The following is a 24,942-nucleotide window of genomic DNA, read 5'->3' on the forward strand; positions in this document are numbered from 1 at the left end:
CGAGAACGTCTCATTCTTACGCAGATGGACCAGCGTGAGCAGCGCCTGCCTGAAGCAACCGAGCTTGCGCCAGCGGGTGTTACGGGCCTGGCGGTCCTCATACAGCAGCCAGGCAACATGCTCGACGAGCTCGTGCGGGACGTCGAGCGTGGCAGGATACGGAACCAACAGGGCCCCTTCCGTCGCCGGTGTGTTGAGTGGAATCACCACGCCAACGACGAGGGGCCCTGCCTCGTCACTACACCCGCTGACCAGCCCATTTCACCCTCCAGCACAGGATGAAAGAGGTTCAGTGAAACGCGAGGTCATCGCCCATCTGGGGACACTGGACTTCGTCGCCGGAAAGGAGAACGTGATCTTCCTGGGACCGCCCGGAACCGGCAAGACCCATCTCGCCACCGGGCTCGGCATCCGGGCCTGCCAGGCCGGCCACCGCGTCGCCTTCGGCACCGCCGCCCAGTGGGTCACCCGCCTCGCCGAAGCCCACCAGGCCGGGCGGCTGAGCGACGAGCTGACCCGGCTGGGACGGATCCCGCTGATCGTGGTCGACGAAGTGGGATACATCCCCTTCGAACCCGAGGCAGCCAACCTGTTCTTCCAGTTCATCTCGGGCCGCTACGAACGCGCCTCCGTGATCGTGACCAGCAACAAGCCCTTCGGACGCTGGGGCGAGGTCTTCGGCGACGACACCGTCGCCGCCGCAATGATCGACCGACTCGTCCACCACGCCGAGGTGATCTCACTGAAGGGCGACAGCTACCGCATGCGCGGCCGCGACCTCGGACGGGTTCCCGCCGCCAACACCGGGGAATGACCAACATCAACTGACGCAATGGGGGGTCATTTTTCACCCGCCGGGAACGGCTCACTATTCAAGCGACGCCGACAATCTTGTTGGTGCTGACGTGGGTGAACCATATCTTGCCGTGGGGGCCGGTGATGGTCTGGTCCGGGCACGATCCCGCGGTGGGCACCGGTACTCGGTGATGGCGCCCCGGCCGGGGTGATCTTCCCGATCTTGTGGCTGTTGTATTCGGTGAACCACATGTTGCCGTCCGGACCGAGGGTGATGTCGAAGGGCTTGGCGCCGCCGGTGGGCACCTTGAAGTACTTCACCGCACCCGTGATGCTCATTTCACGATCATGTTGAGGTTCTGAGCGGTGACCACAGATTGCCGTCCGCACCGGAGGCAATCCCGACCGGGGTGGAGTTCCCGGCCGGCACGTCGTCCTCCGTGACCACCCCGGCGGGGGTGATCCTCCCGATCTGGACGTCCTGGGGCCGGGCGAACCAGACGTTGCCGTCCGGGCCCGTGGCGCGGACCGGGAAGGAACCAGCCTCGCCACGGTCCGCCTGGCTCTGCTGAAGGCCAGCACTCAACTGGCCCACCGGGAACGCCTGGGTCTGCTGCGGGTCCGGGACGAGGCGATCGTCCTGCACGCGATGCGCTGGCCCGACGAGATCCGTGAACCGTCCTCGCTGACGCCGCCGCCGGTGGAACTCTCCGACGAGGAGATCGACGGCGCGCTCGCGTTGATGGACACGATGACCCGCGACGACCTGGAAGGCGACGAGTTCCGCGACACCTACACCGAGGCCGTCGCCGAGCTGATCGAAGCAAAACGCGAGCACCGGGAACCGCCCGCCACATCCGAGCCCGCCGAGGCGGGCCAGCTGGTCGACCTCATGGCCGCACTGAACGAGTCCGTCGTCAAAGCGAAAGCCGGCCGCGGCGACAGCGGGTACGCCGACGTGCACGCACTACCGAAGAAACGGACCGCGAAGAAGACACCGGCCAAGAAGACCACGGCGAAGAAGACGACCACGCGCAAGCCGAGCCGCAGCGCCTGACCACCCGCCCCGGCGCTGCAACGACTGCCGCCACGGCATCTCGCACGTCTTCCTCACCGTTTCCAGCGAGGGGGCGCCCCCTGCCCCGGCTGCCGCGGGCGACGAGGCGCCCGGTGAGCGAGGCGCGGCGGCTGGCCTACGACCAACCGAACCGGCCGTCAACCCACATCACCGCCGGATTTCAACGAACTACCGGTAAGTGTGGTGCTCTCGCCGGATCGGGTGACAGCGGGACTGCGACCTTCTGGGCTCAATGTCGTGATCACCGATGAATGTGCACGAGCGTTGTCGCTACGATCGCCGCAACTACAAGCGCAGCCAGGGCACCCAGACGCAGGCGACGCCGACCGCTGCGGGACTCGTCGCTCTCGGCGAGAGCCGACCAGGCGGCCGAAGGGGGCGGTGCAGGGAGGTAATCGTTGGCACGCGACTCCGTGATGACCGGCTCTTCCCGATCCCTCCAATCCCATCCGCCGTTAGCCGTCCGAACGCCCCTTTGCAGGCCACCTCCACCGTCTCGGCGCCAGCGGGTCCCTGCGGCGTCGGTGAAGGTGATGGTCACCTGGTGCGGTAGCACTCCGCTCTCCGACGGCAGTAGCGGAAAGGACCGGGTCGTTCCCGAGCTGACCGAGCCGGACACACCACCCACGGCCTCACCGCGGTCGCTGGCGTTCAAGGCCGTGATGGGCTGATTGCTCGGATTCACGATCTCCAGCCGGGGTGTCACCCATCCGTCGTGCAGCGACGATTGGGAACTGGTGACACGAATTTCGATCATTGACGCCTGAATTCGTTGCTCTCGCCGCTCCAGTGTTTGTTCCCGCGCTTCGACGCGCTCCTCGCGAAGGTCAAGAGCCGCGGCCCGGACCACTTGATGCCGGTGGGCTATGAAGCTCACTACCAGCGCCCCCAGAGCGACGATGGAGCTGAACGCGGCTATCAGCGTATCGATCACGCTGACACTATGGCGATGCGCGCCCGCTCCAGTCACGCGGTTCCGACATTGTGGCCCGTCGCGCCCACCTGAAAAACTGGCGGGCCCTGGCCCGCCACCTCGGCCGCCGCGAGCACTTGAGCGACACCGTCCAGGCCGTCGCCGGACTGCTGTCCCACCAACAGACCGCGGACCTGACATCGGCACGACCAGTGTGAACGTCTAGAACTTGTCCGGGCGATCTCTGAGGGCAGCGGCGCCCAGCACCCGTAAATCTCATTATCGAGGGTCTGCCCAGTGAGGTAGAAGGGCGGCATGGACACCGCCGTAATTGAGCAGTTGCTGGACGAGACCTTCGATCATGCTGTCGTGCACCACGGACACACCAACTACATGCGCGACTACGAGGTCATCGTCTATGCGACGACTGATCCCCGAACCGGCATCGCGCCGTCCCACCTGCGATATCTCTTCCGGTACTGCGTCGAGGCCCGGTGTGAGACGTCAGTGCCGGCGGAGACCTGGCGGGTCTCCTTGGACGACCGGCTCATCGACCACGAACCCGGTGTGGACCTTGACGGATATGTCTGGGGGGTGAAGTGGCACGGCCTGTACCCGGGAGCCAAACTCCTTCCTGAGTCCGAGGCGACCCGCCGCTGGTCGAAGGCCCTCGGGAGCGACTTTCACGAGGTGCGCATCGAAACCAACGCGCACAACGTGACCTTGCTCTTCTCGGACCTTCAGGTGAGCGAGGTCCCGGTCGGATACGCGCCCTTCGTCACGGAGCAGGGATCAGAGTTCGTGTGATCTTGTGACTGCTGTCTGTCCAGGTCGTTCTTCCTGCCATGGGACGGGGTGATCTGAGTGATGCCGAGTGGGAACGGCTCCCGCCCATTACTGCCGGTCAGCAACAGGCGTTGTGGCCGGTGGCGGAACCACCGGCAGGTGATCGACGGGATTCTGCACCGGATGCGGACCGGGGTGCTGGGACATCTCGGTCGGCTCCACCATTGTCCGCGCGCACCAGCATGCGGCCGGCGCCCGCACCGACCCGCCTCCGGCTCCGGTCCCGGCTCCGGCTCCGGCTCCGGCTCCGGGATCAAGGGGGCCGAAGAGATGGAACACCAGGCCGAGACGCCGTGGCAGAGCCTCGTCGCCCGCTTGGTGGAGGTGGTGCTGGGGGTGAGGGCCTGGGCCGCTCGCGGGGTGGGTTCACCAGCAAGCTCCACCTGAGCGCGGACGGCCGCTGCCGCCCGCTGTCCCTGACCGTCACTCCAGGGCAGCGGGCAGTCTGCACCCAGTTCAAGCCGGTCCTGGAGAAGATCCGGGTGCCCAGACCTGGCCCAGAGCGACCACGCAAGGCGTCAGGGCCTCTGGTGGCCGAACCGCACCTCCTCCCAGGGCACCGAGCGGGGCAGGGTGTCGGGGCTGCGCTGGGGGACGGACCGGGCCGGTGACGGGGTGATCTCCGGGCTCGCCCCCTCCACGACGGCCAGCCGGCCGAGCAGTTCGGCACGCAGTTCGTCCGCGACGAAGGCGTGGGAGTCCAGCCCGATGAGGTTGTCCAGCTCGTACGGGTCCGCCGCGAGGTCGTAGAGTTCCGTCTCCCGGTAGTGGTCCGCGGCCGCTTCCCGCCACGGGTCGGCATCCGGCCGCGCCGCCGCCACGACGTACTTCCACCGCTCGGTGCGCAGCGCACGGCCGATGTGGTCCTCGCTGATCTGCACGAGGACCGAACCCGGGCGCCGCGGGTCCGGCCCGCCGTGCAGCAGCGGCAGCAGCGACCTGCCGTGCAGGCCCTCGGGGACGGTCAGTCCGGCCGCGTCGACCAGGGTCGGCATCAGGTCCAGGGTGCTGACCGGCTGCCGGACGAGACCGCCGCCGCGGAAGGACGGCCCCGTCAGGGCGAACGGCACCCGTACGGACGCCTCGTGCGCCGAGCGCTTGTACTCGCTGTTGCGGGTACGGAAGTGCGAGCCGTGGTCCGCCGTCCAGGCCAGCACCGTGTCGCCCTCGATGCCCAGGCCGAACAGCGCGTCACGCAGCCGTCCCAGCCCCTCGTCGACCCGCTTGATCTGGCCCAGGTAGCCGCCCAGATGGCGGTACGGCCCGCCGTGCGGCGTGCCCGGCGCGAGCGCCGCGAGGTCGGGCGGGACCCAACGGCCCTCGTAGCGCTCCCGGTAGCCGCGCGGCGCCGGGTAGTCGTCCGCCGGGTTCTGGTGGTGCGGTTCGAGGAGCGAGAGGAAGAGCAGGAACGGGCGGTCGTGGTGGTCGGCGACGAAGCGGATCGCGGCGTCGACGAGCGCGTCCGAGCGGTAGCCCGGCAGACGCACCGGCTCGCCGTCCTCGTCGTGGACCACCGTCCGATGGGCGTCGGAGGTGAACTCCAGCCGGTCCGAGGCGAGCCAGGACCGGTATCCGCCGCGCCGCTCGGGAGCAACCGGCCCGTCGGGCCCGTCCTCGCCCGCCAGATGCCACTTGCCGATGTAGCCGGTGGCGTAGCCGGCCGCGTCGAAGACCCCGGCGAGGGTCGGTACGTCGGGCGGGAGGGGCAGACCGTTGCGGAACACGCCCGTGGCCGTCGGGTACAGGCCGGTCTGGAGTGCCGAACGGGCTGGCGCGCACACCGGGTTGGGGGTGATCGCGTGCTCGACGAGCGTGCCCTCGCGGGCCAGCCGGTCGAACTCGGGAGTCACCCCCGCCCGGTTGCCGTGCACGCCCGTGGTGTCCCAGCGCTGCTGGTCGGTGAGGACCACGATCACGTGGGGACGACGGGGCACGGTCATGCGGTGGCGGCCTCCGCGGTCGAGGCGCCCGACGCGTCCGAGGCGCCCGTCACGTCCGAGGCGCCCGACGTGCTCGATGCGCCCGACGCGGCACCGAAGGCCGGGTCCGGCACCGACTCCGGGGACAGCAGCACGGAGGGGCGGCCGTCGACGCCGACCGGGACGTCACCGTCGATGGTGACCCGGCGCAGCTTGCGCTCGTGGTCGTCGGAGTCGTCCACCCCGTAGTGCTGCGTCGCCCGGTTGTCCCAGATGGCGACGTCGCCGACCTGCCACTGCCAGCGGACGGTGTTCTCGGGCCGTTCGATGTGGGACTGGAAGAGCTGGAGCAGGGCTCGCGAGTCGGGCGCGGTCAGCCCCTTGATGCGCTGGACGAAGTTGCCCAGCAGCAGGACCCGCTCCCCCGTCTCGGGGTGAACGCGTACGACGGGGTGCTCCGTCAGGAACTTCGTCGACGTGAACACCTCGTGGAACCGAACCAGTTGCTCGGGCAGCGCGTCGGGGCGCAGCGCGGCGTAGTCGTAGTCGTTGGAGTGCACGGCGCGCAGCTCGTCGGCGAGGTGGCGCAACGGCTCGGGCAGCCGGGCGTAGGCGGTCGCGGTGTTGGCCCACAGGGTGTTGCCGCCGTACGGGGGCACGACGGAGGCGCGCAGGATGGAGAAGGCCGGGTAGGCGGGGACGAAGGTCACGTCACTGTGCCACTGGTTGGCGCGGCCGCCGTAGTCGGAGTCGATCGGGAAGGAGTAGCGGCCGTCGGCGGAGGGGACGGTGGGGTGGGCGACCGGGGTGCCGAGCAGGTGGCCGAAGGCCTCGTGCTGCTCCTCGTCCAGGTGGTCCTGGCCGCGGAAGAAGACGACCTTGTGTGCGAGCAGGGCGGCGCGGATCTCCGCCACGGTGGCGGCGGGCAGGTCGCCGCCGAGGCGGACGCCGGAGATCACGACGCCGAGCCGGCCACCGACCTTCTGCACGGTGACGGCGGGGGCCGAGGCTGTAGTGGTCATGTGGGTGTCCTTCCTGGGTCGCGAGCGACGCACGTCGACTCGCGGGGAGTTATTTCCTGAGGGGAAGCAATTGGGGTGAGGGAGGGATCGCGCCCGCAAGCCGCGTGACTTGAGCGGATGCCGGGTGACGCGAGGGGCGGCGATGCGGAGCTGCTACGACGACGAGTGCGGCGGAGCGAAGCCGCGGAGCGGGACCGGCTCAGGCGCCGGTGGCAGCCCGACAGAGGCTCGGACAGAGCGCCGGGGCGGTGCCCGGGGCGGCAGTGCCGAGCCGCGACTCGCAAGCGGCCGTGGTGAGCATGCCTCGGAGACTGACAGGGCCTCGCGAGGCTCGTCAAGGACGGGGACCGGACGCCGAATACCGTCCCGGGGTGCTTCAATGCCCTCTGCACGGCACTTGACCGTCGGCCCTCAAAAGCCGTCCTGACCAGGCGACTTCAGGTGTCGCACCGAAGGATCCGACGCCATGGCGCCCCAGTTGCGGGGCGGCCCGCGATCGGCTTCGGGATTTCATGTCCCCGCAACGTGGAGAGGCATCGATGACGTCCACCCCCCACCCGCCCAGGATGGTCGGCGACGGCCGGCGCGAGGCGAACGCGGCCCTCGTGCTGCGGACGGTCCTCGACCACGGACCCGTCGCCCGCAGCGCCGTCGCCCGGCTCTCGGGGCTCAGCCCGGCCGCCGTGTCCCGGCAGGCCACCGACCTGTCGCGCACCGGGCTGCTGCGTGAACTGCCCGACCTCGTCGAGGGCCGGGGTGTGGGACGCCCGCAGATCCCGATCGACCTGCACCTCGGCGCGGTCGGCGGGCCGGTGGCCGCCGGCCTGCACCTCGGCGTGCCCGCATCGACGCTGGGCCTGGTCGACCTGCGGGGCAGGGTGCTCGCCCGGCGCTTCGTCCCGCACGACGGACTGGACCGGGAGCTGCTGCCGGCCACCGTCGCCGCCGAGCTGCGCACCTTCCTCACCGAACACGTCGGCAAAAGGCCCCTGTTGGGAGTCGGCGCGGCGTTGGGCGGCTGGGTCGATCCGGTGCAGGGGTCGGTCGTCCGGCACGAGGCCCTCGGGTGGCGGCACCGGCTGCTCGCCACGGAACTCACCGAGGGCCTGGACGGCCTGCCCGTGCGGATCGACAACCACGCGCGTGCCATCGCCCAGTCGGAGGTCCTTTTCGGCAGGCCGGCCGCACGGCGCAGTCTCGTCCACCTCTTCGTCGGCAATGTCGTGGACGCGGCCCTGGGCATCGCCGGTGTGGTGCACCAGGGGCCGGGTTCGGCGGCGGGCGACGTCGCGCACCTGCCCGTACCCGACTCCACCGTCCCCTGCCCGTGCGGCCGTTCCGGCTGCCTGGAGGCGACCGCGTCGAACACCGCCGTCGCGGCGACCGCGGCGCGCCGGGGAATCGTGCCGGAACCGGACATCTTCCTGGTCGTGGACGCGGCGGCCGCGGGTGACCGGCGCGCGGACCGGCTGCTGAGGGAGCGGGCCCGGGCGGTGGGCAGAGCGGTCGCTCTGCTGCTCGACGTCGTCAACCCCGAGCTGGTGGTCGTCACCGAGCACGCCAGCATCCTCAACGCCGAGTACCTGGAGGAGATCCGGGGCGCCGCTGTCGATCTCTCGTCCGTCTGCGACGACCCGGAGCGCATCGTCAGCCCGCATGCCGGCCCGGCCACGCTGCCCGTCGCGGCCGGCACCGTACTGCTGAACCCGCTGTTCAGGGCGCCTCTGCGGACGATGGAAGAGAAGGCGGGCACGAAGCGGAAGCACTGAGGTCGTCTCACTGGACGGACAGCGTCGTTGACCGCCGGACGAGGTCACTGTCATATTGCTGGCGTGAATCCAGACAAGCGCCTCGTCTCCCGCAGGCACGTCGACCTGTGTCGGCAGGCCAGCGCGGTCTGTGCCGTTCGCGTCTGATCACCTCGCCCGCGAGCGGGCCGCGTCTCTTGGCCGACGCCTCCGGCTCGCCCACGCAGCCTCTCTCCTGATACGCGCCTGAACGCGCTGAGCATCGCGGATCGTCCGTGGACGCCGATCCGCGCTCACAGCGCCGACTCGCGCACTCCCGTGCCGAACCGTCAACCGTTCGCACGACCTCGCGGCCATGCATTCCGCTCGCAGCGGAAGTAATGATCCGCGGCGTCGAGCGCACGGCGCCGTTCGCCGCGTCCTGGCGTCACCTCGTCGCCCTTCGCCTCATCATCCTTCGAATCGTCACAGGCAGGCATCCGATGACCGAGTCGTACCCTTCCCTTGCCGCCACACCCTCCCGGCGGACAGCTCTGCGCGCCGCCGGCGGCGGCACCCTGCTCCTCGGGCTGGGACTGGCGGGCTGCCGCTCGGCCGTCTCCGAGTCGGAGTCCGCCGAGAACGGGGGCGCCGCCAAGCCGAGGCGAGGCGGCACGGTGAACGTCGCCATCAACAGCGACTTCACCCCCAGCCTCCTGTTCGCGCAGAGCAGCCAGTCCTTCCAGCATCGCCTCGTCTACAACACGCTGACCCGCTACGACGACCGGCTGACACCGCAGCCCGAACTGGCGACCTCCTGGCAGTACGCGAAGGACGGCCGCAGCATCACCCTCGAACTGCGCTCCGGGGTGACCTTCCACGACGGCCGGCCGTTCACCGCCGACGACGTGATCTTCGCCGTGAAGAACCTCCAGAACCCCGCCAGCGCCGCCCAGTTGAGGGCGACGGCGGGTGTGATCACCGGCTTCGAGAAGCAGGGCGACCACAAGCTGGTGCTCAAGCTCGCCCACCGCGTCAACAACCTCTTCGACCTCTTCGAGTTCATGATCATCACCGATCGGAACTCCGTCGAGGAGGCCCTGACGCGGCGCCGGTCGCAGGCGACCCCGCCACCTCCCTCGCCGGGCCGGACGCCGGTCCCGAGACCGTCGCCGCCATCCGGGACGGCCTCGGCCTGGACGACCCCCTGCCCCTCCAGTACGTCCACTGGATCGGCGGCCTCCTCACCGGCGACCTCGGCCCCTCGTACGCCATCGGCGGCCAGACCGCCGACCTCATCGGCGACGGGCTCGGCGCGACGGTCGAACTCACTCTGGGCGCACTGCTGTTCGTCGTCGTCCTCGGCACCGCCTTCGGGGTGCTCGGCGCCACCGCGCGCCGCGGCTGGGTGCGCGCGACGGTCCGGGTCCTGACGACCGGGGCGCTGGCCGTGCCGCCGTTCGTCACCGGCGTCCTGCTGGTGCTGCTGTTCGCGGTGGTGCTGAAGGTCCTGCCGTCCGGCGGGCGCGTCTCCCTCCTGACCGCCCCCGACCTGGGTGTGCAGTACCTGCTGCTGCCCGCGCTGTGCCTGGCGCTGCCCAGCGCCGCGATCCTCGGCCGCTATCTGAAGGACGGCATCGAACGCGCCCTCGCCGAGGACTACGTGCGCACGGCCACCGGCGCGGGCGTCCCCCCGCGCCGGCTGCTGTGGCGCCACGCCCTGCCCAACGCGCTGCCGCCCGTCGTCACCCTGCTGGGCATGCAGACCGGCCATCTGCTGGGCGGTGCCGTGCTCGTGGAGGCCATCTTCGCGTGGCCCGGTCTCGGCCAGCTCGCCGAGCAGGGCCTGACCCGCCGGGACTACCCGGTCGTCCAGGACCTGCTGCTGCTCCTCGTGACCGTCTTCGTCCTCGTCCAGTTGATCACCGATCTCGTCCATGCCTGGCTCGACTCCCGGATCAGGTGGGAGTGACACCATGACCGCCATCACCCTCCCGGCCCCCGGGAAACCCACCCGCAGGACCCGCCATCCCTACCGGGCCGCTCTCGCCTCCGTCAGGGGCCGCGTGGGGCTCGCCCTCGTCCTGCTCGTCGTGCTCGCCGGGCTCCTCGCCCCGCTGCTCGCCGGGCACAGCCCCACCGACCAGTCCGACCTGTCCCTGGCGGGCCCCGGCACCGCCGGTCACCTCCTGGGCACCGACGACCTCGGCCGCGACCTGCTCGCCCGCCTGCTCTACGGCATCCGCGCGGACCTCGGCATCATCGCCCTCGCGGTGCCCCTCGGGGCGCTCCTGGGCTGCCTGTTCGCGCTGCTCGCCGCGATCCACCCGGCCGTGGACACCGCCGTCCAGCGGGCCTTCGACCTGGTCCTCGCCTTCCCTGGGCTGATCCTCGCCCTGGCCGTGACCGCCATCCTCGGCCCCGGCCGTCTGCCCGTCGTCCTGGTCATCGCCCTCGCCGAGATCCCCGCCTTCGGCCGGCTTCTGCGCACCGGCATCCTGGTCGAGCGCGAACGCGAGTACGCCACCGCCGCCCGGGTGGGCGGCTCCTCACGGACCCGGGTTCTGACCCGGCACATCCTGCCCAACGCCGTGGACCCACTCGTCGTGCAGATCGCCGTCTCCCTGACCGTCGCGGTGTTCATCGAGGGCGCGATGAGCTTCCTCGGCGTCGGTGTCCGCCCCCCGCAGCCCACCCTGGGCGCGGTACTGAGCCAGTCGATGCCCTACCTCGCCGACGCGCCGCACTTCGCCGCCGGCCCCCTGATCACCGTGACCGCGCTGGTCCTCGGCCTGTCCCTGATCGCCGAGGCACTGAACCGGGAGATACGCCGATGACCGCCCCCGCGCTGCTGGACGTACGCGGCCTGGACGTCGAGTTCACCGCCCCCGACGGCACCGTCACCCGTGCCGTACGGGACGTTTACTTCACCCTGAACCGGGGCGAGACCCTGGCCGTCGTCGGAGAGTCCGGCTCCGGCAAGTCGACCACCGCGCTCGCCCTGCTCCGGATGCTGCCGGGCACGGGGCACGTCGCCCGCGGTTCCGTCCTGCTGGACGGGCAGGACCTGACGACCGCCGGCGAGGACGAGCTGCGGCAGGTCCGCGGTGCCCGCATCGGCATGATCTTCCAGGACCCGATGACGGCCCTCAACCCGGTCCTCACCGCGGGCGCCCACCTGGACGAGGTGCTGCGTGCCCACGGCGACCGCGACAAGGCGGCCCGCCGCGCCCGGGCCGTCGAGCTCCTGGACCTGGTCGGCATTCCCGAGCCCGAGCGCCGTCTGGACGACCATCCGCACCGCTTCTCCGGCGGCCAGCGCCAGCGCATCCTGATCGCCATGGCCCTGGCCGGCGAACCGGACGTCCTGGTCGCCGACGAGCCCACCACCGCCCTGGACGCCACCGTCCAGGACCAGATCCTCACGCTGCTCGGCGACCTCAACCGCCGTACCGGCACGGCCCTGGTCCTCATCACCCACAACATGGGCGTCGTGGCCCGCGCCTGCGAACGGGTCCTGGTGATGTACGGCGGCACCGTCGTCGAGGACGGCCCGACCGGCGAGGTCCTCACCCGCCCGCGGCACCCCTACACCGCCGGTCTGCTTGCCGCGGTGCCCCGGCTGTCCTCGCCGTCCGGCACCCGGCTGACGGGCATCCCCGGTGCCCCGCCCGACCTCTCGGTCCTCACCGACGGCTGCGCCTTCGCCGACCGGTGCGCCCTCACCGAGGACCGCTGCCGCACCGTCACCCCGCCGCTGGTCGCCGTCACGACGCAGGCCGGACCGGACGAGGTGACGGTACGGGCGGCCTGCCCGCCCGCGACGGCACGGTCCGCGCCGCTGCCCGCCGCGGCCCCGCCCGCCCGGATCGACCGGCCCCGCCCCGGCGCCGTGGTCCTGGAGGCCGAGGGACTGCGCAAGACCTACCGGGGCAGCGGACTGCGCGGCCGTTCGCTGACAGCACTGCACGACGTCTCGCTGACCCTGGCCGCCGGCGAGACCCTCGGCATCGTCGGCGAGTCCGGCTCCGGCAAGTCCACCCTCGCCCGGGTGCTCGCCCACGCGCACCCGAGCGACGCGGGCACCCTGCGGCTGGACGGCGTGGACATCACCCGCCCCTCCCGCCGCGACCTGCACGCCGTACGGCGCCGCATCCAGATGGTCTTCCAGGACCCGTACGCCTCTCTCAACCCCCGCATGACCGCGGGCGAGATCATCGCCGAGCCGCTGCGTGCCTTCGGCATCGGCGACCGGCGCCTGCGGGCGCAGCGGGTGGAGGAACTCCTGCTGCTCGTCGGGCTCGACCCGTCCGCGGCCGAGCGCCGCCCGCGCTCCTTCTCCGGCGGCCAGCGCCAGCGCATCGGCATCGCGCGCGCCCTCGCCCCCGAACCGTCCGTCCTGATCTGCGACGAGCCGGTCTCCGCGCTGGACGTCTCCGTGCAGGCCCAGATCGTGGGGCTGCTCACCGACCTGCAACGCGACCTTGGGCTCTCCCTCGTCTTCATCGCCCACGACCTCGCCGTGGTGCGGCAGGTCAGCCACCGCATCGCCGTCATGCACCAGGGGCGGATCGTGGAGACCGGCAGCGCCGACGAGGTGTGCGAGAACCCGGCCGACCCCTACACCCGGGCGCTGCTCGCCGCCGCTCCCGACCCCGTCCCGCCGGCCCGCCGCCGCGATTCCCGCCCCACGCAGGTGCCGGCATGAGCGCCTGCTGCTCCCCCGGGCGTACCTGCGGGGGCGGCTCGGGAGCGTCCACCGGGCTGCTCCCCCTGCCGCGGGCGCGCCGGCCCGCCCGTCCCGCCATGGTGGAGCTGCCCGGCGGCACCTACAGAAGGGGCGACGCCTTCGACGAGGGCTACCACGCCGACCGCGAGGGGCCCGTCCGCGAGGTGAGCGTCGCCCCGTTCGCCATCGACGCCACCGCCGTGACCAACGCCCAGTACGCGGCCTTCGTCGACGCCACCGGCCACCGCACCGACGCCGAACGTTTCGGCTCGTCGTACGTCTTCCACCTCCTGCTCCATCCCGCCGCCGAGCGACACGTCCTCGGGCGTGTCCCGGGGGCGCCGTGGTGGCTCGGCGTCACCGGAGCGTCCTGGCACGCCCCCGAGGGCCCCGGCTCCGGCCTCGACGGCCGCGCCGACCACCCGGTGGTGCACGTCTCCCACCACGACGCCCTGGCGTACTGCTCCTGGGCGGGGCTGCGGCTGCCCGCCGAGGACGAGTGGGAGTACGCCGCGCGCGGTGGCCTGGAGGGCGCCCGCTATCCGTGGGGGGACGACTTCACGCCGGGCGGGCGGGAGATGTGCAACACCTGGCGGGGCCGCTTCCCGCACCGCTCCGACCGGCCCGGCGGCCGTACCGGCACCATGCCCGTCACCGCGTACGAACCCAACGGGTTCGGCCTGTACAACACCTCCGGCAACGTGTGGGAGTGGGTCCAGGACGCCCACGGCACCGGCGGCCGGGTCATCCGCGGCGGCTCCTACCTCTGCCACGCCTCCTATTGCAACCGCTACCGGGTCGCCGCCCGCTCCCACAACACCCCCGACTCCTCCACGGGCCACGGCGGCTTCCGCTGCGCCCGCGACACGGAGCCGGCCGCACCGGAAGGACGTACCGCCCCGTGAAGGCCGTCATGGTGATGTTCGACAGCCTCAACCGGCACATGTTGCCGCCCTACGGCGGACCCGAGTGGGTCCACGCCCCGAACTTCGCCCGCCTCGCCGCCCGCACCGTCACCTACGACACCTGCTACGCCGGCTCGATGCCCTGCATGCCCGCCCGCCGCGAACTACACACCGGGCGCCACAACTTCCTGCACCGCGGCTGGGGCCCGCTCGAGCCCTTCGACGACTCCATGCCGGAGCTGCTGAAGCAGCACGGGGTGCACACCCACCTGGTCAGCGACCACCAGCACTACTGGGAGGACGGCGGCGCCACCTACCACGGCCGCTACAGCACCTGGGAGTTCTTCCGCGGGCAGGAGGGCGATGCGTGGAAGGGCCACGTCGCCGACCCGCGCCCGCCCGAGGACCTGCGCGCGGGGCGGGGCGAACTGTGGCGCCAGGACTGGATCAACCGGCAGTACCTCGACACCGAGGCCAAGCAGCCGCAGACCCTCACCTTCGACGCCGGGCTGGAGTTCCTGCGGGTCAACCACGCCGAGGACGACTGGTTCCTGCAGATCGAGACGTTCGACCCGCACGAGCCGTTCTTCACCCAGGCCCACTACAAGGAGCTCTACGCCCACGACTACGACGGCCCGCACTTCGACTGGCCCGACTACAACCGGGTCACCGAGACACCGGGGCAGGTCGAGCACGCCCGCTACGAGTACGCGGCGCTGCTGTCCATGTGCGACCACTCGCTGGGCCGGGTCCTGGACGCCATGGACAGCCACGGCCTGGGGGACGACACCCTGCTGATCGTCTGCACCGACCACGGCTTCCTGCTCGGGGAGAAGGGCTGGTGGGCGAAGGTGGTCCAGCCCTGGTACGAGGAGCTGGTGCACACGCCGCTCTTCGTGCACGACCCGCGCCGCCCGGACCGCGCCGGCACCCATGACGCGGCCCTCGTCCAGACCATCGACCTCGCGCCGACCCTGCTGGAGTACTTCGGCGTCGACCGCACGCCCGACATGCAGGGCCGCCCCCTGCGGGAGACGGGCGAGGCGGACACGACGGGCGCGACGGACGGGCCGGGCCCGGGTGCCACGACCGGCGCCGGAGCCGCGCGGACCTCCGCCCTGTTCGGCATGTTCGGCGGCCACGTCAACATCACCGACGGCCGCCACGTCTACATGCGCGCCTGCCACGACGACACCAACCTGCCCCTCAACGAGCACACCCTGATGCCCACCCGCATCCGCGGCCGCTTCACCCCGCGCGAGCTCGCCGACATCTCCCTCGCCGAACCCTTCTCCTTCACCAAGGGCGTGCGGACCGTCAGGGTCCCCGCGCCCGCGCCGGCGCTCCTCGGCCCGCAGCGGTTCGGCACCCTGCTCTTCGACCTCGCGACCGACCCGCGGCAGGAGCGGCCCATCGTGGACAACGCCGTCGAACTGCGCATGATCCGGCTCCTGGTCGAGCAGTTGCGCGCCAACGACGCCCCGCACGACCAGTACGAACGCCTCGGCCTCCCGCACGACCCGGACTTCGTCGACCAGGGGCACCTGCTCGTGGCCGCGCAGCGCGAACGGGCCGACGCCGCGCGCGAACCGGCCGCCCGCGCCGACGAGTTCCCCGAGGGCGCCCTGAACCTGCGCACGCCGCTCGCGCGGCTGCTTGCCGAACCGGCGGCGGCCGACGCCGTGCGCCGCATCGTGCCGGGACTGCTCGACACCGAGCTGCTCACCCTGCGCGGCGGCGGCACGCTCCTGCACATCGCCGCGTTCACCGGCCGGCCGGGCCGCGCGCAACTCACCGAGCTGGCCCGTGAACTGGCCCGTCTCTTCCCGGCGCCCGATACCGACAGCACCGACAGCACCGCCGAGGACGCGGAGGTCCCCGCATGAGCAGCGCCACCCGACGCGACCCGTACGAGGGCTTCCCCGGCCGCGTGGGCTGCACCTTCGCCGAGTCCGAACCGGCCTGGCCCGCGCCCGCCCACACCGGCAAGGCGCCGAACATCGTCGTCGTCCTCGTCGACGACATGGGGTACAGCGACATCGGTCCGTTCGGTTCGGAGATCCCCACGCCCGTCCTCGACCGCCTCGCCGACGACGGGGTACGGCTGACCAACTACCACACCATGCCGCTGTGCTCCCCGGCCCGCGCGGCCCTGCTCACCGGTCTCAACCCGCACCGCGTCGGCTACGCCATGGTCGCCAACTCCGACCCGGGCTTCCCCGGTTACGGCATGCAGATCGCCGACGACATCCCCACCCTCGCCGAACTGCTCCACGACGCCGGATACGCCACCTACGCCGTCGGCAAGTGGCACCTCGTGCGCGACTCCGCGTCCAACGCGGCGGACGACCGCACCGGCTGGCCCCTCCAGAAGGGGTTCGACCAGTACTACGGCGTCCTGGAGGGCCTCACCAGCCTGTTCCACCCGCACCAGCTCGTGCGCGACAACAGCCCGCTGGACATCGACGAGTTCCCCGACGACTACTACTACACCGACGACATCACCGACCAGGCGATCGCCATGGTGAAGTCACTGCGCGCCCACGACCAGGACAAGCCGTTCTTCCTCTACCTCGCCCACAACGCCGTCCACGGGCCGCTCCAGGCCAGGGCCGAGGACATCGACCGGCACCGGGGACGCTACGACGACGGCTGGGACGCGCTCCGCGAGCGGCGCTTCGCCACGCAGAAGGCCGCCGGTCTCTTCCCGCCCGGCACCGAACTGCCCGGCCGCAACGGCGAGACAGGCCTCGACGTACCCGCCTGGGACAGCCTCACCGAGGAGCAGCGCACGCTGTACGCCCGCTACATGGAGGTGTACGCGGCGCTCGTCGACAACATCGACCAGAACCTCGGCCGCCTCACCGACACCCTCGACGCGCTCGGCGAACTCGACAACACCATCATCGTCTTCACTTCCGACAACGGCGGCACCGGAGAGGGCGGCGCCGAGGGCACCCGCTCCTACTTCAGCCGCTTCGTCCACCACCCGGCACTGCCGGGCGACTGGACGCCCGACGTCGACCGCGACCCCGAGCTGATCGGCGGTCCCCGCAGCCTCGTCCACTATCCGCGGGGCTGGGGCATGGCGTCCAACACGCCGTTCCGTCTCTACAAGGGCCACACCTACGCCGGCGGCGTGCGTGTCCCGTTCCTGCTGTCCTGGCCCGACGGCGCCCGGGAGGGGCGGCTCGACCCGGGCCTGCGCCCGCAGTACCAGTACGTCACCGACATCGCGCCCACCCTCCTGGAGCTGGCCGGTCTGCGACGCCCCGGCATCCGGCGCGGACTCCCGGTGCAGGAACCCGACGGCACGAGCTTCGCCCCCGTCCTGGCCGACGCCGCCCACGACTCCACCCATCCCGAGCAGTACTGCGAGATGAGCGGCAACCGCAGCCACTACCGGGACGGACACAAACTCGTCACCCTGCACCGGCCCGGCACGCCCTACGACGACTCCGAATGGGCGCTGTACGACATCCGCACCGACTCCACCGAGATCCACGACCTGGCCGCCGAGCGTCCGGACCTCGTGAAGGAGCTGTCGGCGGCCTGGGAGGAGGCGGCCTGGCGCAACGGCGTCTTCCCCCTGCCGGACGGCAGCGGTGCCCTCGCCCGTCGCAACCCCGCGGAACGGCGGCTCGCCCGGCCGCTCACGCTGCTGCCCGGCACGCCGGAACTGGAGCGCTACCGCTCCTCCCGGCTGATCTCGCTGCGCTCCTTCGACATCGAGGTCCTGCTCGACGAGACCGGCGAAGGCGTCCTCGTCTCCCACGGTGACCAGGGCGGCGGCTACAACCTGCACGTCGAGGGCGGACGGCTGCGCCTCGCCTACAACGAGTACGGCGTCCTGCACGAGACGGACGCCGGCCCCCTGGCGGCGGGCCCGCACCGGGTCCTGCTGAGCGCCACGGCCGAGGAGGGCCTGCGCTGGCGGTTCACCCTGGCCGTCGACGGGACCGAACGGGCCGTGTCCGACAGCGTGCACCAGCTCATCGGCATGGCGCCCTTCCAGGGCATCAGCGTCGGCGTCGACCGCAAGTCGCCCGTGTCGTGGCCTCTGTACGAACGCCATCGCGGCTTCCGTTTCACCGGACGGCTGAGGTCGGTGACGTACCGGCCCGGAGCGCCGGGTCCCGACTCCCCGGAAGCGGTGGCCACCGCGCTGCGCGAGGCGGCGGCCGCGTTCGAGTGACGGGCGGGCCGAGGCACCGCCGCCGATGATCAGGGGGTGCGGGGGTGATGCCTCAGCCGGTCGGGACCGACCACGGGGAGCCGCCGTGCACGAGCACCAGCACGGCGAGTACGACGAGGTCGGCGATGCCGAGGCCCAGTCCGAGCCAGGCGCGGAAGTGGCGCGGGGTGCCGCGGCGCAGGGCGATGGTGGTGTCCGGCGTGACCTCTCTGCGGTCAGTCGCATGCCTAGGCCCTCCTCGCGTTGCGGCGCTTGCGTTCACGGGTCGTGAAGACGAGGAGTCACAGGAGAATCCCGGCCCCGAGTACCACGGCGACCGGCCACGGCAGGTACGCGGCCGCGCCGACGAGGATGCCCAGCAGGAGCAGGGCGACAACCAGGAAGAGCGTACTCAACCTCTCGTTGCGCAACGGTCCATGACACACCGGTGTACCCGCGAGTAGCCCTCTCACGCGTGCCGCCCGGCACGAGGCGCAGCCGGTTGTTGTGTCGTGCGCATGGCATACTAGTTGACGCTTCGTCAACTCCCTTGCCGACGCTGTCCGTTGTGGGCAACTCTTGATCGCAGTCCGGAGCGGAACGCCACGCACCCGCCCCGGCAGGGGCGCGCGATCACGCGCACCCGCCCCCACTGCCCAGGCCGCCCCCGCCGAGGCAAGGTCATCGGCGCCGGCTCGCCCACGGCGGTCCGGGACAGCTACATCGTGACACTGCGGAAGGACGCCGGCTTCAAGGCCTCCTCGGCCACGGGCAAGGATCTGGTCGAGGAGTACGGCGGCAGCGTGAACAAGACGTTCGGCAGTGCGCTGAACGGCTACACCGCCACGCTCTCCGCGACGGAGGCCAAGCACCTGGCCGCCGACCCGGCGGTGGCGGCCGTCGAGCAGAACCAGCGGGTCAGTGTCGCCGACACCACGCAGTCCAACGCGCCCTGGGGCCTGGACCGCATCGACCAGGCCTCCCTGCCGCTGTCCGGCACCTACACCTACCCGGACAGTGCGGGCAGCGGTGTGACGGCCTACGTCATCGACACCGGCGTACGCATCACTCACCAGCAGATCAGCGGTCGTGCCAGCTACGGGTACGACGCCGTCGACGGTGACACGAGCGCCGCGGACGGCAACGGCCACGGCACCCATGTGGCCACCACCATCGCCGGCTCCACCTACGGCGTGGCCAAGAAGGCGAAGATCGTCGCCGTGCGGGTGCTGGACAACAACGGCTCCGGGACGACCGCCAGGGTCATCGCCGGCATCGACTGGGTGACCCGCAACCACTCCGGCCCCTCGGTCGCCAACCTGTCGCTCGGCGGCGGCGCCTCCGCCACGCTGGACGCGGCCGTGGGCACCTCCGTCGCGAGCGGCGTGACCTACGCGGTCGCCGCCGGCAACAGCAGCGCCAACGCCTCCTCGTACTCCCCCGCCCGCGTCACCGAGGCCATCACCGTCGGCGCCACGACCAGCACCGACGCGCGGGCCGGCTACTCCAACTACGGCTCCGTGCTGGACGTCTTCGCCCCGGGATCGTCCATCACGGCCGGCTGGAACACGAGCGACACAGCGACCAACACGATCTCCGGCACCTCGATGGCGACCCCGCACGTCGCCGGAGCCGCCGCGGTCTACCTCGCCAACCACACCTCGGCCACACCGGCGCAGGTCGCCACGGCCCTCGTGAACGGGGCGACGACCGGCAAGGTCACCAGCCCCGGCTCGGGCTCGCCCAACCGGCTGCTGAAGCTCGTACCGTAACCGCTTCGCCGGCGGCCCGACCGTCGTGAGCGCTGTGCCCCGGAGGCCGCCCCGCCTCCGGGGCGCAGTGCTGTCACCCGACGGCACACCGACACCGTCCGGGGCGCCCGGTTCGGACAACAGAGGACATGTTCCCCTTATTGTCGATCTCGGCATGCGGCCTTCGCGGACGGGACGGAGTCGGGGCTGTGGCGTTCGCGGAGTCGGCCCCGGGGACTGAGGGGCGGTCGTGGGGACCGCTGCTGGCGGTGTGTGCCGGGTACTTCATGGTGATCCTGGACGTGACGGTCATCAACGTCGCCGTGCCGGTGATCGGCCGGGAGCTGTCCGCCTCGCTCACTGGCATCCAGTGGATCACGGACGGGTACACCCTGGTCTTCGCCGGATTCCTGCTGACCGGCGGCGCGCTGGGCGACCGGCTGGGGAACCGGCGGGCCTTCTGCTGGGGCGTGGCCGTGTTCACCGTGTCCTCGGCCGCGTGCGCGCTCGCGCCGACCTCTGCCTCTCTGGTCGCGGCCCGCCTGGTGGAAGGGCTCGGGGCCGCGCTGATCGTGCCCGGATCCCTGGCCCTGCTCCAGCAGGCCTATCCCCTGCGGGCCGCGCGTTCGCGGGCGTTCGGGCTCTGGGGGTCGATGGCGGGCATCGCGGCTTCCGCCGGGCCGTTGCTGGGCGGCCTGCTCGTGTCCACGGTGGGCTGGCGCTGGGTCTTCCTCATCAACGTGCCCGTCGGCGCGGCCTGCCTCGCGCTGACGTTGCGGCATGTCGCGCGCTCGCCCCGGCGCGCCGAGCGGGCCCTGGACTGGCCCGCGCAGTGCGCGGTCGTGGCCGGGGTGGCGCTGCTGATCGCGGCGCTCAACGAGGCTGGCCGGCGAGGCTGGTCCGATCCGGCGGTCCTGTGCGGGCTGGGCCTGGCCGTGCTGGCCGCCGTGGCGTTCGCGGTGCGTGAGCGGCTGGCCCGGTTTCCCGCGCTTCCGCCGAGTCTGCTGCGCGGTCGTGCGATGAGCGGCGGAGCCGTCATCGGTCTGCTGTTCAACTTCGGCTTCTACGGCATGGTGTTCACCGCCAGCCTGAGCTTTCAGCACCAGCGCGGCTTCAGTGCCCTGGACACGGGTCTGGCGCTGCTTCCGGCGGTGGCGATGACGATGTTCGCCTCCGCGCTGTCCGGGCGGCTGACCCGTCGTACCGGCGATCGCCCGCTGGTGGTCTCCGGCATGCTGCTGGCGGCACTGGGGCTGGCCGGCTGGGCCGCGGCGGGCGCCGATCCCGCCTACGCGCTGCTGGTGGCACCGCTGGCGGCCGCCGGGTTCGGCACGTCCTTCGCCCTCACGGGCTCGACCAGCACGGTGATGGGCGCTGCTCCCCCGGCCTACTCGGGGGCCGCCTCCGCGCTGTTCAACACCGCCCGGCAGATCGGCAGCGCCACCGGCGTGGCGTTCGGCGGCAGCCTGCTCGCCACGGCCACCGACTACGGCACCGGGCTGCGCACCGGCATGGCTGTCGGCGCGTTCGCCTACCTGACCGCCGCCGTCCTGGCGTGGCTGTGCGTGCCCGGAAAGCCCCATGAGGCATGAGGCCCGGAACAGCTGCGGCATGTCAGCCCTCGTCCACGGCGGTCAGTGCGTTGGCGACCATGCGCGTGGCGAAGTCGCGATCGTCGGTGATGCGGTTGATGTGCTCCGCCAGCAGGAACGTGGTGCCCTCCAGGGGAGTCAGCTCCTCCTCGGTCCAGTCCCCGTACTGCCTGCGCCACAGGTTGGGGCTCAGGCCGGTGCCCGCGGCGACGACCAGGCCGGACATGGTGGGGATGACCTCGGGCGGGAAGCTCTTGGGCATCATGCGCATCGTGGCCACGAGGCTCGGCACCACGTACTCGATGACGTCCTTGTCGTGGTCCGTGTAGGCAGCCCGCAGCCACTGCATGAACATGTAGATGAGGGTGCACGCGCCGTCCAGCAGTTCATCGGCGCCCTCGGGTCCCAGGGAGCCGATGTACTGCTCGATCATCGCCTGCTGCTCGGGGTCGGGGTCCGTCTTGCCGCCGTCGACCTGCTTGAGCCGGGAGTCGATCATCATGAGCGCCGCGCCCACGTCGCCGACGGGAGCGTACTGGGGGTCACAGGGCGATGGCACAGGACTTCCTCCTTGTGTGACCGCGACGGGCAACGCGGCGTGTTGGCACAGTAGACGGCCGGCGAGGCCGGCTCAGCGAGAAGGCGAAGGTTACGGCCATCGTGGATCGGCGGCCCCGCCGGCCGCGGACGCCTGTTCGCCCCGCGGCCCGCCCCCGGTGTTCAGACGGCCGATGGCTGTGCCGGCAGCACGTGGTCGCCGACCTTGTCCGTGCTCAGGCACAGGGAGCAGACGACGGCGTCGTGCGTCTGGCAGGCGGCCAGGTCGGGGCGCTCGTAGGACTGGTGGCAGACGTGGCAGTCGTACGTCGTCGCGCTCGGGTTGCCGTCGGCGTCGAGGAGCGGCTCGTCGATGCCGTCGGTGGTGCGGCGCAGGTAGTACTTGTCCTTGGTCACGACGGCCATCAGCGGGGTGAGGGCGAAGGCGATGACGGCCGCGGCGACCGGGGAGTACGGCTGGAGTGTGTCGCCGAGGGCGTGGAAGTACAGGGCGATCGACAGGCCGGAGGCGGCGACGAAGGACACGACGCCCACCGGGTTGACGGCGTAGAGCATGCCGCGGCGGAACTCGGGCCGGAGCGGGGAAAGCTTGAGCAGGTACTTGTTGACCCCGATGTCGGTGGCGACGGTGACGACCCACGCGATCGCGCAGTTGGAGTAGAAGCCGAGGATGCTGTTGAGGAAGCTGAACATGTCGGCCTCCGTCAGCGCCAGTGCGAAGCCCAGGTTGACCAGGACGAACACCATGCGGCCGGAATAGCGCCCGGTGACGCGGGTGAAGGAGTTGGTCCATGCCGGCGAGCCGGAGTAGGCGTTCGAATGACCGACATCGCCGGCCTGCTCGGTCCCGCGCTGGGCTGGCGACCGGCTTCCTGACGGCCGCCGCGCCGGGTGCGCGGCGGGGCCGTCCCGGCAGGTGCGGGCCGCGCGTCTCAGTCGGTGGTGAAGGCGGCCACGACCAGGTCGGTCAGGAGGGCGCCCGCGGTGCCGTCGGGGTCGAGGTCGGGGTCGTAGATGGTGATGTTGAGGCCGACGCAGCGCGGGGAGCGGACGAGCGGGCGCAGCAGGGCGGTGAGTTCGCCGGGGAGCAGGCCGTCGGGGTCCGGGCTGTCGACGGCGGGCATCACCGAGGGGTCGAGGGCGTCGGCGTCCAGGTGGACCCAGAAGCCGTCCTGGGCGGTCGCCTCCAGGTCGGATGCGGTCGCGGCGCCGAGGTCGGCGGGGTCGGTGCGGCGCAGGTCGGAGACGGTGGTGACGGGGACCTTCAGCGCGCGCAGTTCGGCGACGTCCTCGTCGTCCACGAACGCGTCCCGGGTGCCGAAGAGCCGGACGTCCTCGTCCCGGAGGTAGGGCCGCAGTCCTTCGAGGTCGGTCAGGTCCTCCTGCCCGCGCCCGGTGGCGAGGGCGAGTTCCTCGCCACCGGCGGCGCCGATCCGGTCGGAGGTGCCCGGGTGGCGGAAGTCGGGAGAGGCGTCGATCGAGACCAGTCCGTACCGGCCGAGGCGGCGCAGGGCAAGGGCGGCGCCGAGTTGGATGGAGCAGTCCCCGCCGAGGACCAGGGTGAAACGACCTGCGGACACGTGCGGCTCGATGCGGTCGGCGAGGGTGCGCGTGTAGGCGGCGATGGCGCGTGCGTTGAAGACGCCGTCGCCCTCCCGCCAGTCGCCCCGGTCGTAGCGGGGCGGCACCACGACGCCTCCTTCGAGCGCGCCGAGCCTGCGTACGATCCCGTTGTCCCGCAGCGCCCCGGCCAGCTTGTAGCAGCCGGGGACAGTGCCGGGGACCGGTGGGCGCAGGCCCAGGTTGGAGGGGGCGTCCATGACCATGATGCTTCGCATGCCGCCATCCTCGCCGTCGGGCAGACGGTCTTCAACCGGTCTTTCGCGAGGCGGCCGTTGCTCATCGGCAGGAGCCTCGACCGGGCGGAGTGGTTCCGGATTACGGTCCGGTGACCGCCTCGACCAGCTGCGGGCCGTCGTTGCGGACGTTGTTGACGGCCGTGGAGACGGGGCGGGCGTCGAGCCGTCCGCCGCCGGGCTGCTCCAGGAGGTCGCGCAGCGTGCCGGTGTCCTGGCGTGAGGGGTCGAGCCAGGCGTCGTAATGCTCCTCGGCGACCGTCAGCGGCATACGGGGATGGACGCGTCCGGCGGCGTCGGTGGCCTCCGTGGTGATGATGGTGCAGGTCGTCAGCCAGGCCGACGGGTCGTCGTGCCCGGCGTCCGGGTCGCGCCAGAACTCGTACAGCCCGGCCAGGGCCATCCCGTGGTCGTCCGCGGAGTGGATGAAGTAGGGCTGCTTGCGGGCCTTCCCCGTCTCCCGGTCCTCGACGCGCTGCCACTCGTAGAAGCCGTCGGCGGGCAGGAGGCAGCGGCGCCGGGCGAACGCGGTGCGGAAGGCCGGCTTCTCGTGGAGGGTCTCGACCCTGGCGTTGATCAGCCGGGTGCCGATCTTCGCGTCGCCGGCCCAGGACGGGACCAGGCCCCAGCGCAGCGTCCTCAGGTGCCGTGCCGCGGGAGCGTCGGCAGAGGCGTCGCGCGGAGTGCGTTCGAGGACGGCCCACACCTCGTCGGTCGGCGCGACGTTCCAGCTGGGCGCGAGGGGGTCGCCGAGGTCCCGGTCCGTGATCTGGAACTGCCGGGCGAGGTCCTCGGGACTGCGGGTGGAGACATACCGGCCACACATGAGGCAACTGTTGCGCACCCTCCGTGCCCGCCGCGACCGCACGGACCGCCGCGCCGCACGCCGGTGGCACCTCCGAGCCGTCGCACACACCGGCTCCGACCGGTCCCGCCCGGTCGCGCACGCCGCGGCCCGCGGCGTGCCGCCGCTGCGCCGGTCGGGCGAGGCCTGCCGGGGCGCTGGTGCGGCGGCCCGGTCCGGGCGGGCGCGTCTCGGCATGATGTGTCGCCGTGCGGAACCGCGCACCGGTGGGG

20 protein-coding genes and 6 pseudogenes are annotated in these 24,942 nt (G+C 71.6%); 14 read left to right on the forward strand and 12 right to left on the reverse strand.

The window, feature by feature from the left end:
- A pseudogene (locus ACIGO6_RS40000) lies at positions 1-210 on the reverse strand (IS5/IS1182 family transposase); the annotation flags it as partial.
- Here ACIGO6_RS40000 and istB point away from each other — a divergent pair.
- Positions 191-814, forward strand: a complete 624-nt coding sequence (gene istB / locus ACIGO6_RS40005) for an IS21-like element helper ATPase IstB (protein WP_399885456.1) — start codon at positions 191-193, stop codon at positions 812-814. The pseudogene ACIGO6_RS40000 and the gene istB sit on opposite strands and share 20 nt — an antisense overlap.
- A 26-nt stretch (positions 815-840) precedes the next feature.
- Here istB and ACIGO6_RS40010 read toward each other — a convergent pair whose 3' ends face one another.
- Positions 841-1,134, reverse strand: a complete 294-nt coding sequence (locus ACIGO6_RS40010) for a hypothetical protein (RefSeq protein WP_399885458.1) — start codon at positions 1,132-1,134, stop codon at positions 841-843.
- 7 nt (positions 1,135-1,141) lie between these two features.
- Positions 1,142-1,441 (reverse strand): hypothetical protein, encoded by a 300-nt coding sequence (locus ACIGO6_RS40015; protein WP_399885460.1) that lies wholly within the window; start codon positions 1,439-1,441, stop codon positions 1,142-1,144.
- 3 nt (positions 1,442-1,444) lie between these two features.
- Between ACIGO6_RS40015 and ACIGO6_RS40020 the strand changes: the two genes are divergently transcribed.
- Complete coding sequence (locus ACIGO6_RS40020; protein ID WP_399885462.1) at positions 1,445-1,852, forward strand: hypothetical protein; 408 nt, start codon at positions 1,445-1,447, stop codon at positions 1,850-1,852.
- 262 nt (positions 1,853-2,114) lie between these two features.
- On the opposite strand, the gene ACIGO6_RS40025 is transcribed toward ACIGO6_RS40020, so the two are convergent.
- The gene (locus tag ACIGO6_RS40025; RefSeq protein WP_399885464.1) at positions 2,115-2,807 is read right to left on the reverse strand and encodes a hypothetical protein; all 693 of its coding nucleotides are present in this window, start codon (positions 2,805-2,807) and stop codon (positions 2,115-2,117) included.
- 294 nt (positions 2,808-3,101) lie between these two features.
- On the opposite strand from ACIGO6_RS40025, the gene ACIGO6_RS40030 reads away from it, so the two are divergent.
- On the forward strand, positions 3,102-3,593 hold the full coding sequence (locus tag ACIGO6_RS40030; RefSeq protein WP_399885466.1) for a hypothetical protein: 492 nt from the start codon (positions 3,102-3,104) through the stop codon (positions 3,591-3,593).
- 557 nt (positions 3,594-4,150) lie between these two features.
- Here ACIGO6_RS40030 and ACIGO6_RS40035 read toward each other — a convergent pair.
- Together ACIGO6_RS40035 and ACIGO6_RS40040 are read right to left on the reverse strand one after the other, a co-directional pair.
- Entirely contained in the window at positions 4,151-5,572 is a 1,422-nt protein-coding gene (locus ACIGO6_RS40035; protein ID WP_399885468.1) for a sulfatase-like hydrolase/transferase, read from the reverse strand.
- A complete protein-coding gene (locus tag ACIGO6_RS40040) occupies positions 5,569-6,573 on the reverse strand; it encodes a TauD/TfdA dioxygenase family protein (protein WP_399885470.1) in 1,005 nt (334 codons plus the stop codon). The genes ACIGO6_RS40035 and ACIGO6_RS40040 overlap by 4 nt, the downstream gene beginning before the upstream one ends.
- Positions 6,574-7,112: 539 nt before the next feature.
- Here ACIGO6_RS40040 and ACIGO6_RS40045 point away from each other — a divergent pair.
- The 9 genes and pseudogenes from ACIGO6_RS40045 to ACIGO6_RS40085 all read left to right on the forward strand — a co-directional run bounded on the left by ACIGO6_RS40045 (position 7,113) and on the right by ACIGO6_RS40085 (position 18,129).
- Positions 7,113-8,342 carry an ROK family protein gene (locus ACIGO6_RS40045; protein ID WP_399885472.1) on the forward strand — a complete coding sequence of 410 codons (1,230 nt, stop codon included), beginning with the start codon at positions 7,113-7,115 and terminating at the stop codon, positions 8,340-8,342.
- Positions 8,343-8,405: 63 nt separating this feature from the next.
- Positions 8,406-8,489, forward strand: a complete 84-nt coding sequence (locus ACIGO6_RS40050) for a putative leader peptide (RefSeq protein ID WP_351136315.1) — start codon at positions 8,406-8,408, stop codon at positions 8,487-8,489.
- A gap of 314 nt (positions 8,490-8,803) precedes the next feature.
- Positions 8,804-9,433 (forward strand): annotated as a pseudogene (locus tag ACIGO6_RS40055) (ABC transporter substrate-binding protein); the annotation flags it as partial.
- Positions 9,415-10,272, forward strand: a pseudogene (locus tag ACIGO6_RS40060) (ABC transporter permease); the annotation flags it as partial. The pseudogenes ACIGO6_RS40055 and ACIGO6_RS40060, both read left to right, overlap by 19 nt.
- 4 nt (positions 10,273-10,276) lie before the next feature.
- On the forward strand, positions 10,277-11,137 hold the full coding sequence (locus ACIGO6_RS40065; RefSeq protein ID WP_399885475.1) for an ABC transporter permease: 861 nt from the start codon (positions 10,277-10,279) through the stop codon (positions 11,135-11,137).
- Entirely contained in the window at positions 11,134-13,008 is a 1,875-nt protein-coding gene (locus ACIGO6_RS40070) for a dipeptide ABC transporter ATP-binding protein (protein WP_399885477.1), read from the forward strand. Before ACIGO6_RS40065 ends, ACIGO6_RS40070 begins: the two co-directional genes overlap by 4 nt.
- Entirely contained in the window at positions 13,005-13,934 is a 930-nt protein-coding gene (locus tag ACIGO6_RS40075; protein ID WP_399885479.1) for a formylglycine-generating enzyme family protein, read from the forward strand. The genes ACIGO6_RS40070 and ACIGO6_RS40075 overlap by 4 nt, the downstream gene beginning before the upstream one ends.
- Complete coding sequence (locus ACIGO6_RS40080) at positions 13,931-15,820, forward strand: sulfatase (RefSeq protein ID WP_399885481.1); 1,890 nt, start codon at positions 13,931-13,933, stop codon at positions 15,818-15,820. Before ACIGO6_RS40075 ends, ACIGO6_RS40080 begins: the two co-directional genes overlap by 4 nt.
- Entirely contained in the window at positions 15,817-18,129 is a 2,313-nt protein-coding gene (locus tag ACIGO6_RS40085; RefSeq protein WP_399885483.1) for an arylsulfatase, read from the forward strand. The genes ACIGO6_RS40080 and ACIGO6_RS40085 overlap by 4 nt, the downstream gene beginning before the upstream one ends.
- Before the next feature lie 52 nt (positions 18,130-18,181).
- Here the strand turns inward: ACIGO6_RS40085 and ACIGO6_RS40090 are convergent.
- Positions 18,182-18,316, reverse strand: a pseudogene (locus ACIGO6_RS40090) (DUF4190 domain-containing protein); the annotation flags it as partial.
- A gap of 94 nt (positions 18,317-18,410) precedes the next feature.
- Positions 18,411-18,539 (reverse strand): hypothetical protein, encoded by a 129-nt coding sequence (locus ACIGO6_RS40095; RefSeq protein ID WP_399885485.1) that lies wholly within the window; start codon positions 18,537-18,539, stop codon positions 18,411-18,413.
- A gap of 234 nt (positions 18,540-18,773) precedes the next feature.
- On the opposite strand from ACIGO6_RS40095, the pseudogene ACIGO6_RS40100 reads away from it, so the two are divergent.
- Both ACIGO6_RS40100 and ACIGO6_RS40105 read left to right on the forward strand, forming a co-directional pair.
- Positions 18,774-19,880 (forward strand): annotated as a pseudogene (locus tag ACIGO6_RS40100) (S8 family peptidase); the annotation flags it as partial.
- Positions 19,881-20,068: 188 nt separating this feature from the next.
- Entirely contained in the window at positions 20,069-21,451 is a 1,383-nt protein-coding gene (locus tag ACIGO6_RS40105; protein WP_399885487.1) for an MFS transporter, read from the forward strand.
- A gap of 22 nt (positions 21,452-21,473) precedes the next feature.
- Here ACIGO6_RS40105 and ACIGO6_RS40110 read toward each other — a convergent pair whose 3' ends face one another.
- The 4 genes and pseudogenes from ACIGO6_RS40110 to ACIGO6_RS40125 all read right to left on the reverse strand — a co-directional run bounded on the left by ACIGO6_RS40110 (position 21,474) and on the right by ACIGO6_RS40125 (position 24,691).
- Positions 21,474-22,010: a hypothetical protein gene (locus ACIGO6_RS40110; RefSeq protein WP_399885489.1), complete on the reverse strand. Its 537-nt coding sequence runs from the start codon at positions 22,008-22,010 to the stop codon at positions 21,474-21,476.
- Positions 22,011-22,171: 161 nt separating this feature from the next.
- Positions 22,172-22,828: pseudogene (locus ACIGO6_RS40115) on the reverse strand (allantoin permease); the annotation flags it as partial.
- 113 nt (positions 22,829-22,941) lie between these two features.
- Positions 22,942-23,847, reverse strand: a complete 906-nt coding sequence (locus ACIGO6_RS40120; protein ID WP_399885491.1) for an arginase family protein — start codon at positions 23,845-23,847, stop codon at positions 22,942-22,944.
- A gap of 100 nt (positions 23,848-23,947) precedes the next feature.
- Complete coding sequence (locus ACIGO6_RS40125; RefSeq protein WP_399885493.1) at positions 23,948-24,691, reverse strand: SOS response-associated peptidase; 744 nt, start codon at positions 24,689-24,691, stop codon at positions 23,948-23,950.
- Positions 24,692-24,942: the final 251 nt, after the last annotated feature.

Source organism: Streptomyces sp. NPDC053750, from assembly GCF_044544295.1.
Classification (GTDB): domain Bacteria; phylum Actinomycetota; class Actinomycetes; order Streptomycetales; family Streptomycetaceae; genus Streptomyces.

Coding starts and splice junctions, on each gene's coding strand:
- ACIGO6_RS40010 (WP_399885458.1), bottom strand. CDS start 1,134: ATGAGCATCACGGGTGCGGTGAAGTACTTCAAGGTGCCCACCGGCGGC.
- ACIGO6_RS40020 (WP_399885462.1), top strand. CDS start 1,445: ATGCGCTGGCCCGACGAGATCCGTGAACCGTCCTCGCTGACGCCGCCG.
- ACIGO6_RS40030 (WP_399885466.1), top strand. CDS start 3,102: ATGGACACCGCCGTAATTGAGCAGTTGCTGGACGAGACCTTCGATCAT.
- ACIGO6_RS40035 (WP_399885468.1), bottom strand. CDS start 5,572: ATGACCGTGCCCCGTCGTCCCCACGTGATCGTGGTCCTCACCGACCAG.
- ACIGO6_RS40040 (WP_399885470.1), bottom strand. CDS start 6,573: ATGACCACTACAGCCTCGGCCCCCGCCGTCACCGTGCAGAAGGTCGGT.
- ACIGO6_RS40045 (WP_399885472.1), top strand. CDS start 7,113: ATGACGTCCACCCCCCACCCGCCCAGGATGGTCGGCGACGGCCGGCGC.
- ACIGO6_RS40065 (WP_399885475.1), top strand. CDS start 10,277: ATGACCGCCATCACCCTCCCGGCCCCCGGGAAACCCACCCGCAGGACC.
- ACIGO6_RS40070 (WP_399885477.1), top strand. CDS start 11,134: ATGACCGCCCCCGCGCTGCTGGACGTACGCGGCCTGGACGTCGAGTTC.
- ACIGO6_RS40075 (WP_399885479.1), top strand. CDS start 13,005: ATGAGCGCCTGCTGCTCCCCCGGGCGTACCTGCGGGGGCGGCTCGGGA.
- ACIGO6_RS40085 (WP_399885483.1), top strand. CDS start 15,817: ATGAGCAGCGCCACCCGACGCGACCCGTACGAGGGCTTCCCCGGCCGC.
- ACIGO6_RS40120 (WP_399885491.1), bottom strand. CDS start 23,847: ATGCGAAGCATCATGGTCATGGACGCCCCCTCCAACCTGGGCCTGCGC.
- ACIGO6_RS40125 (WP_399885493.1), bottom strand. CDS start 24,691: ATGTGTGGCCGGTATGTCTCCACCCGCAGTCCCGAGGACCTCGCCCGG.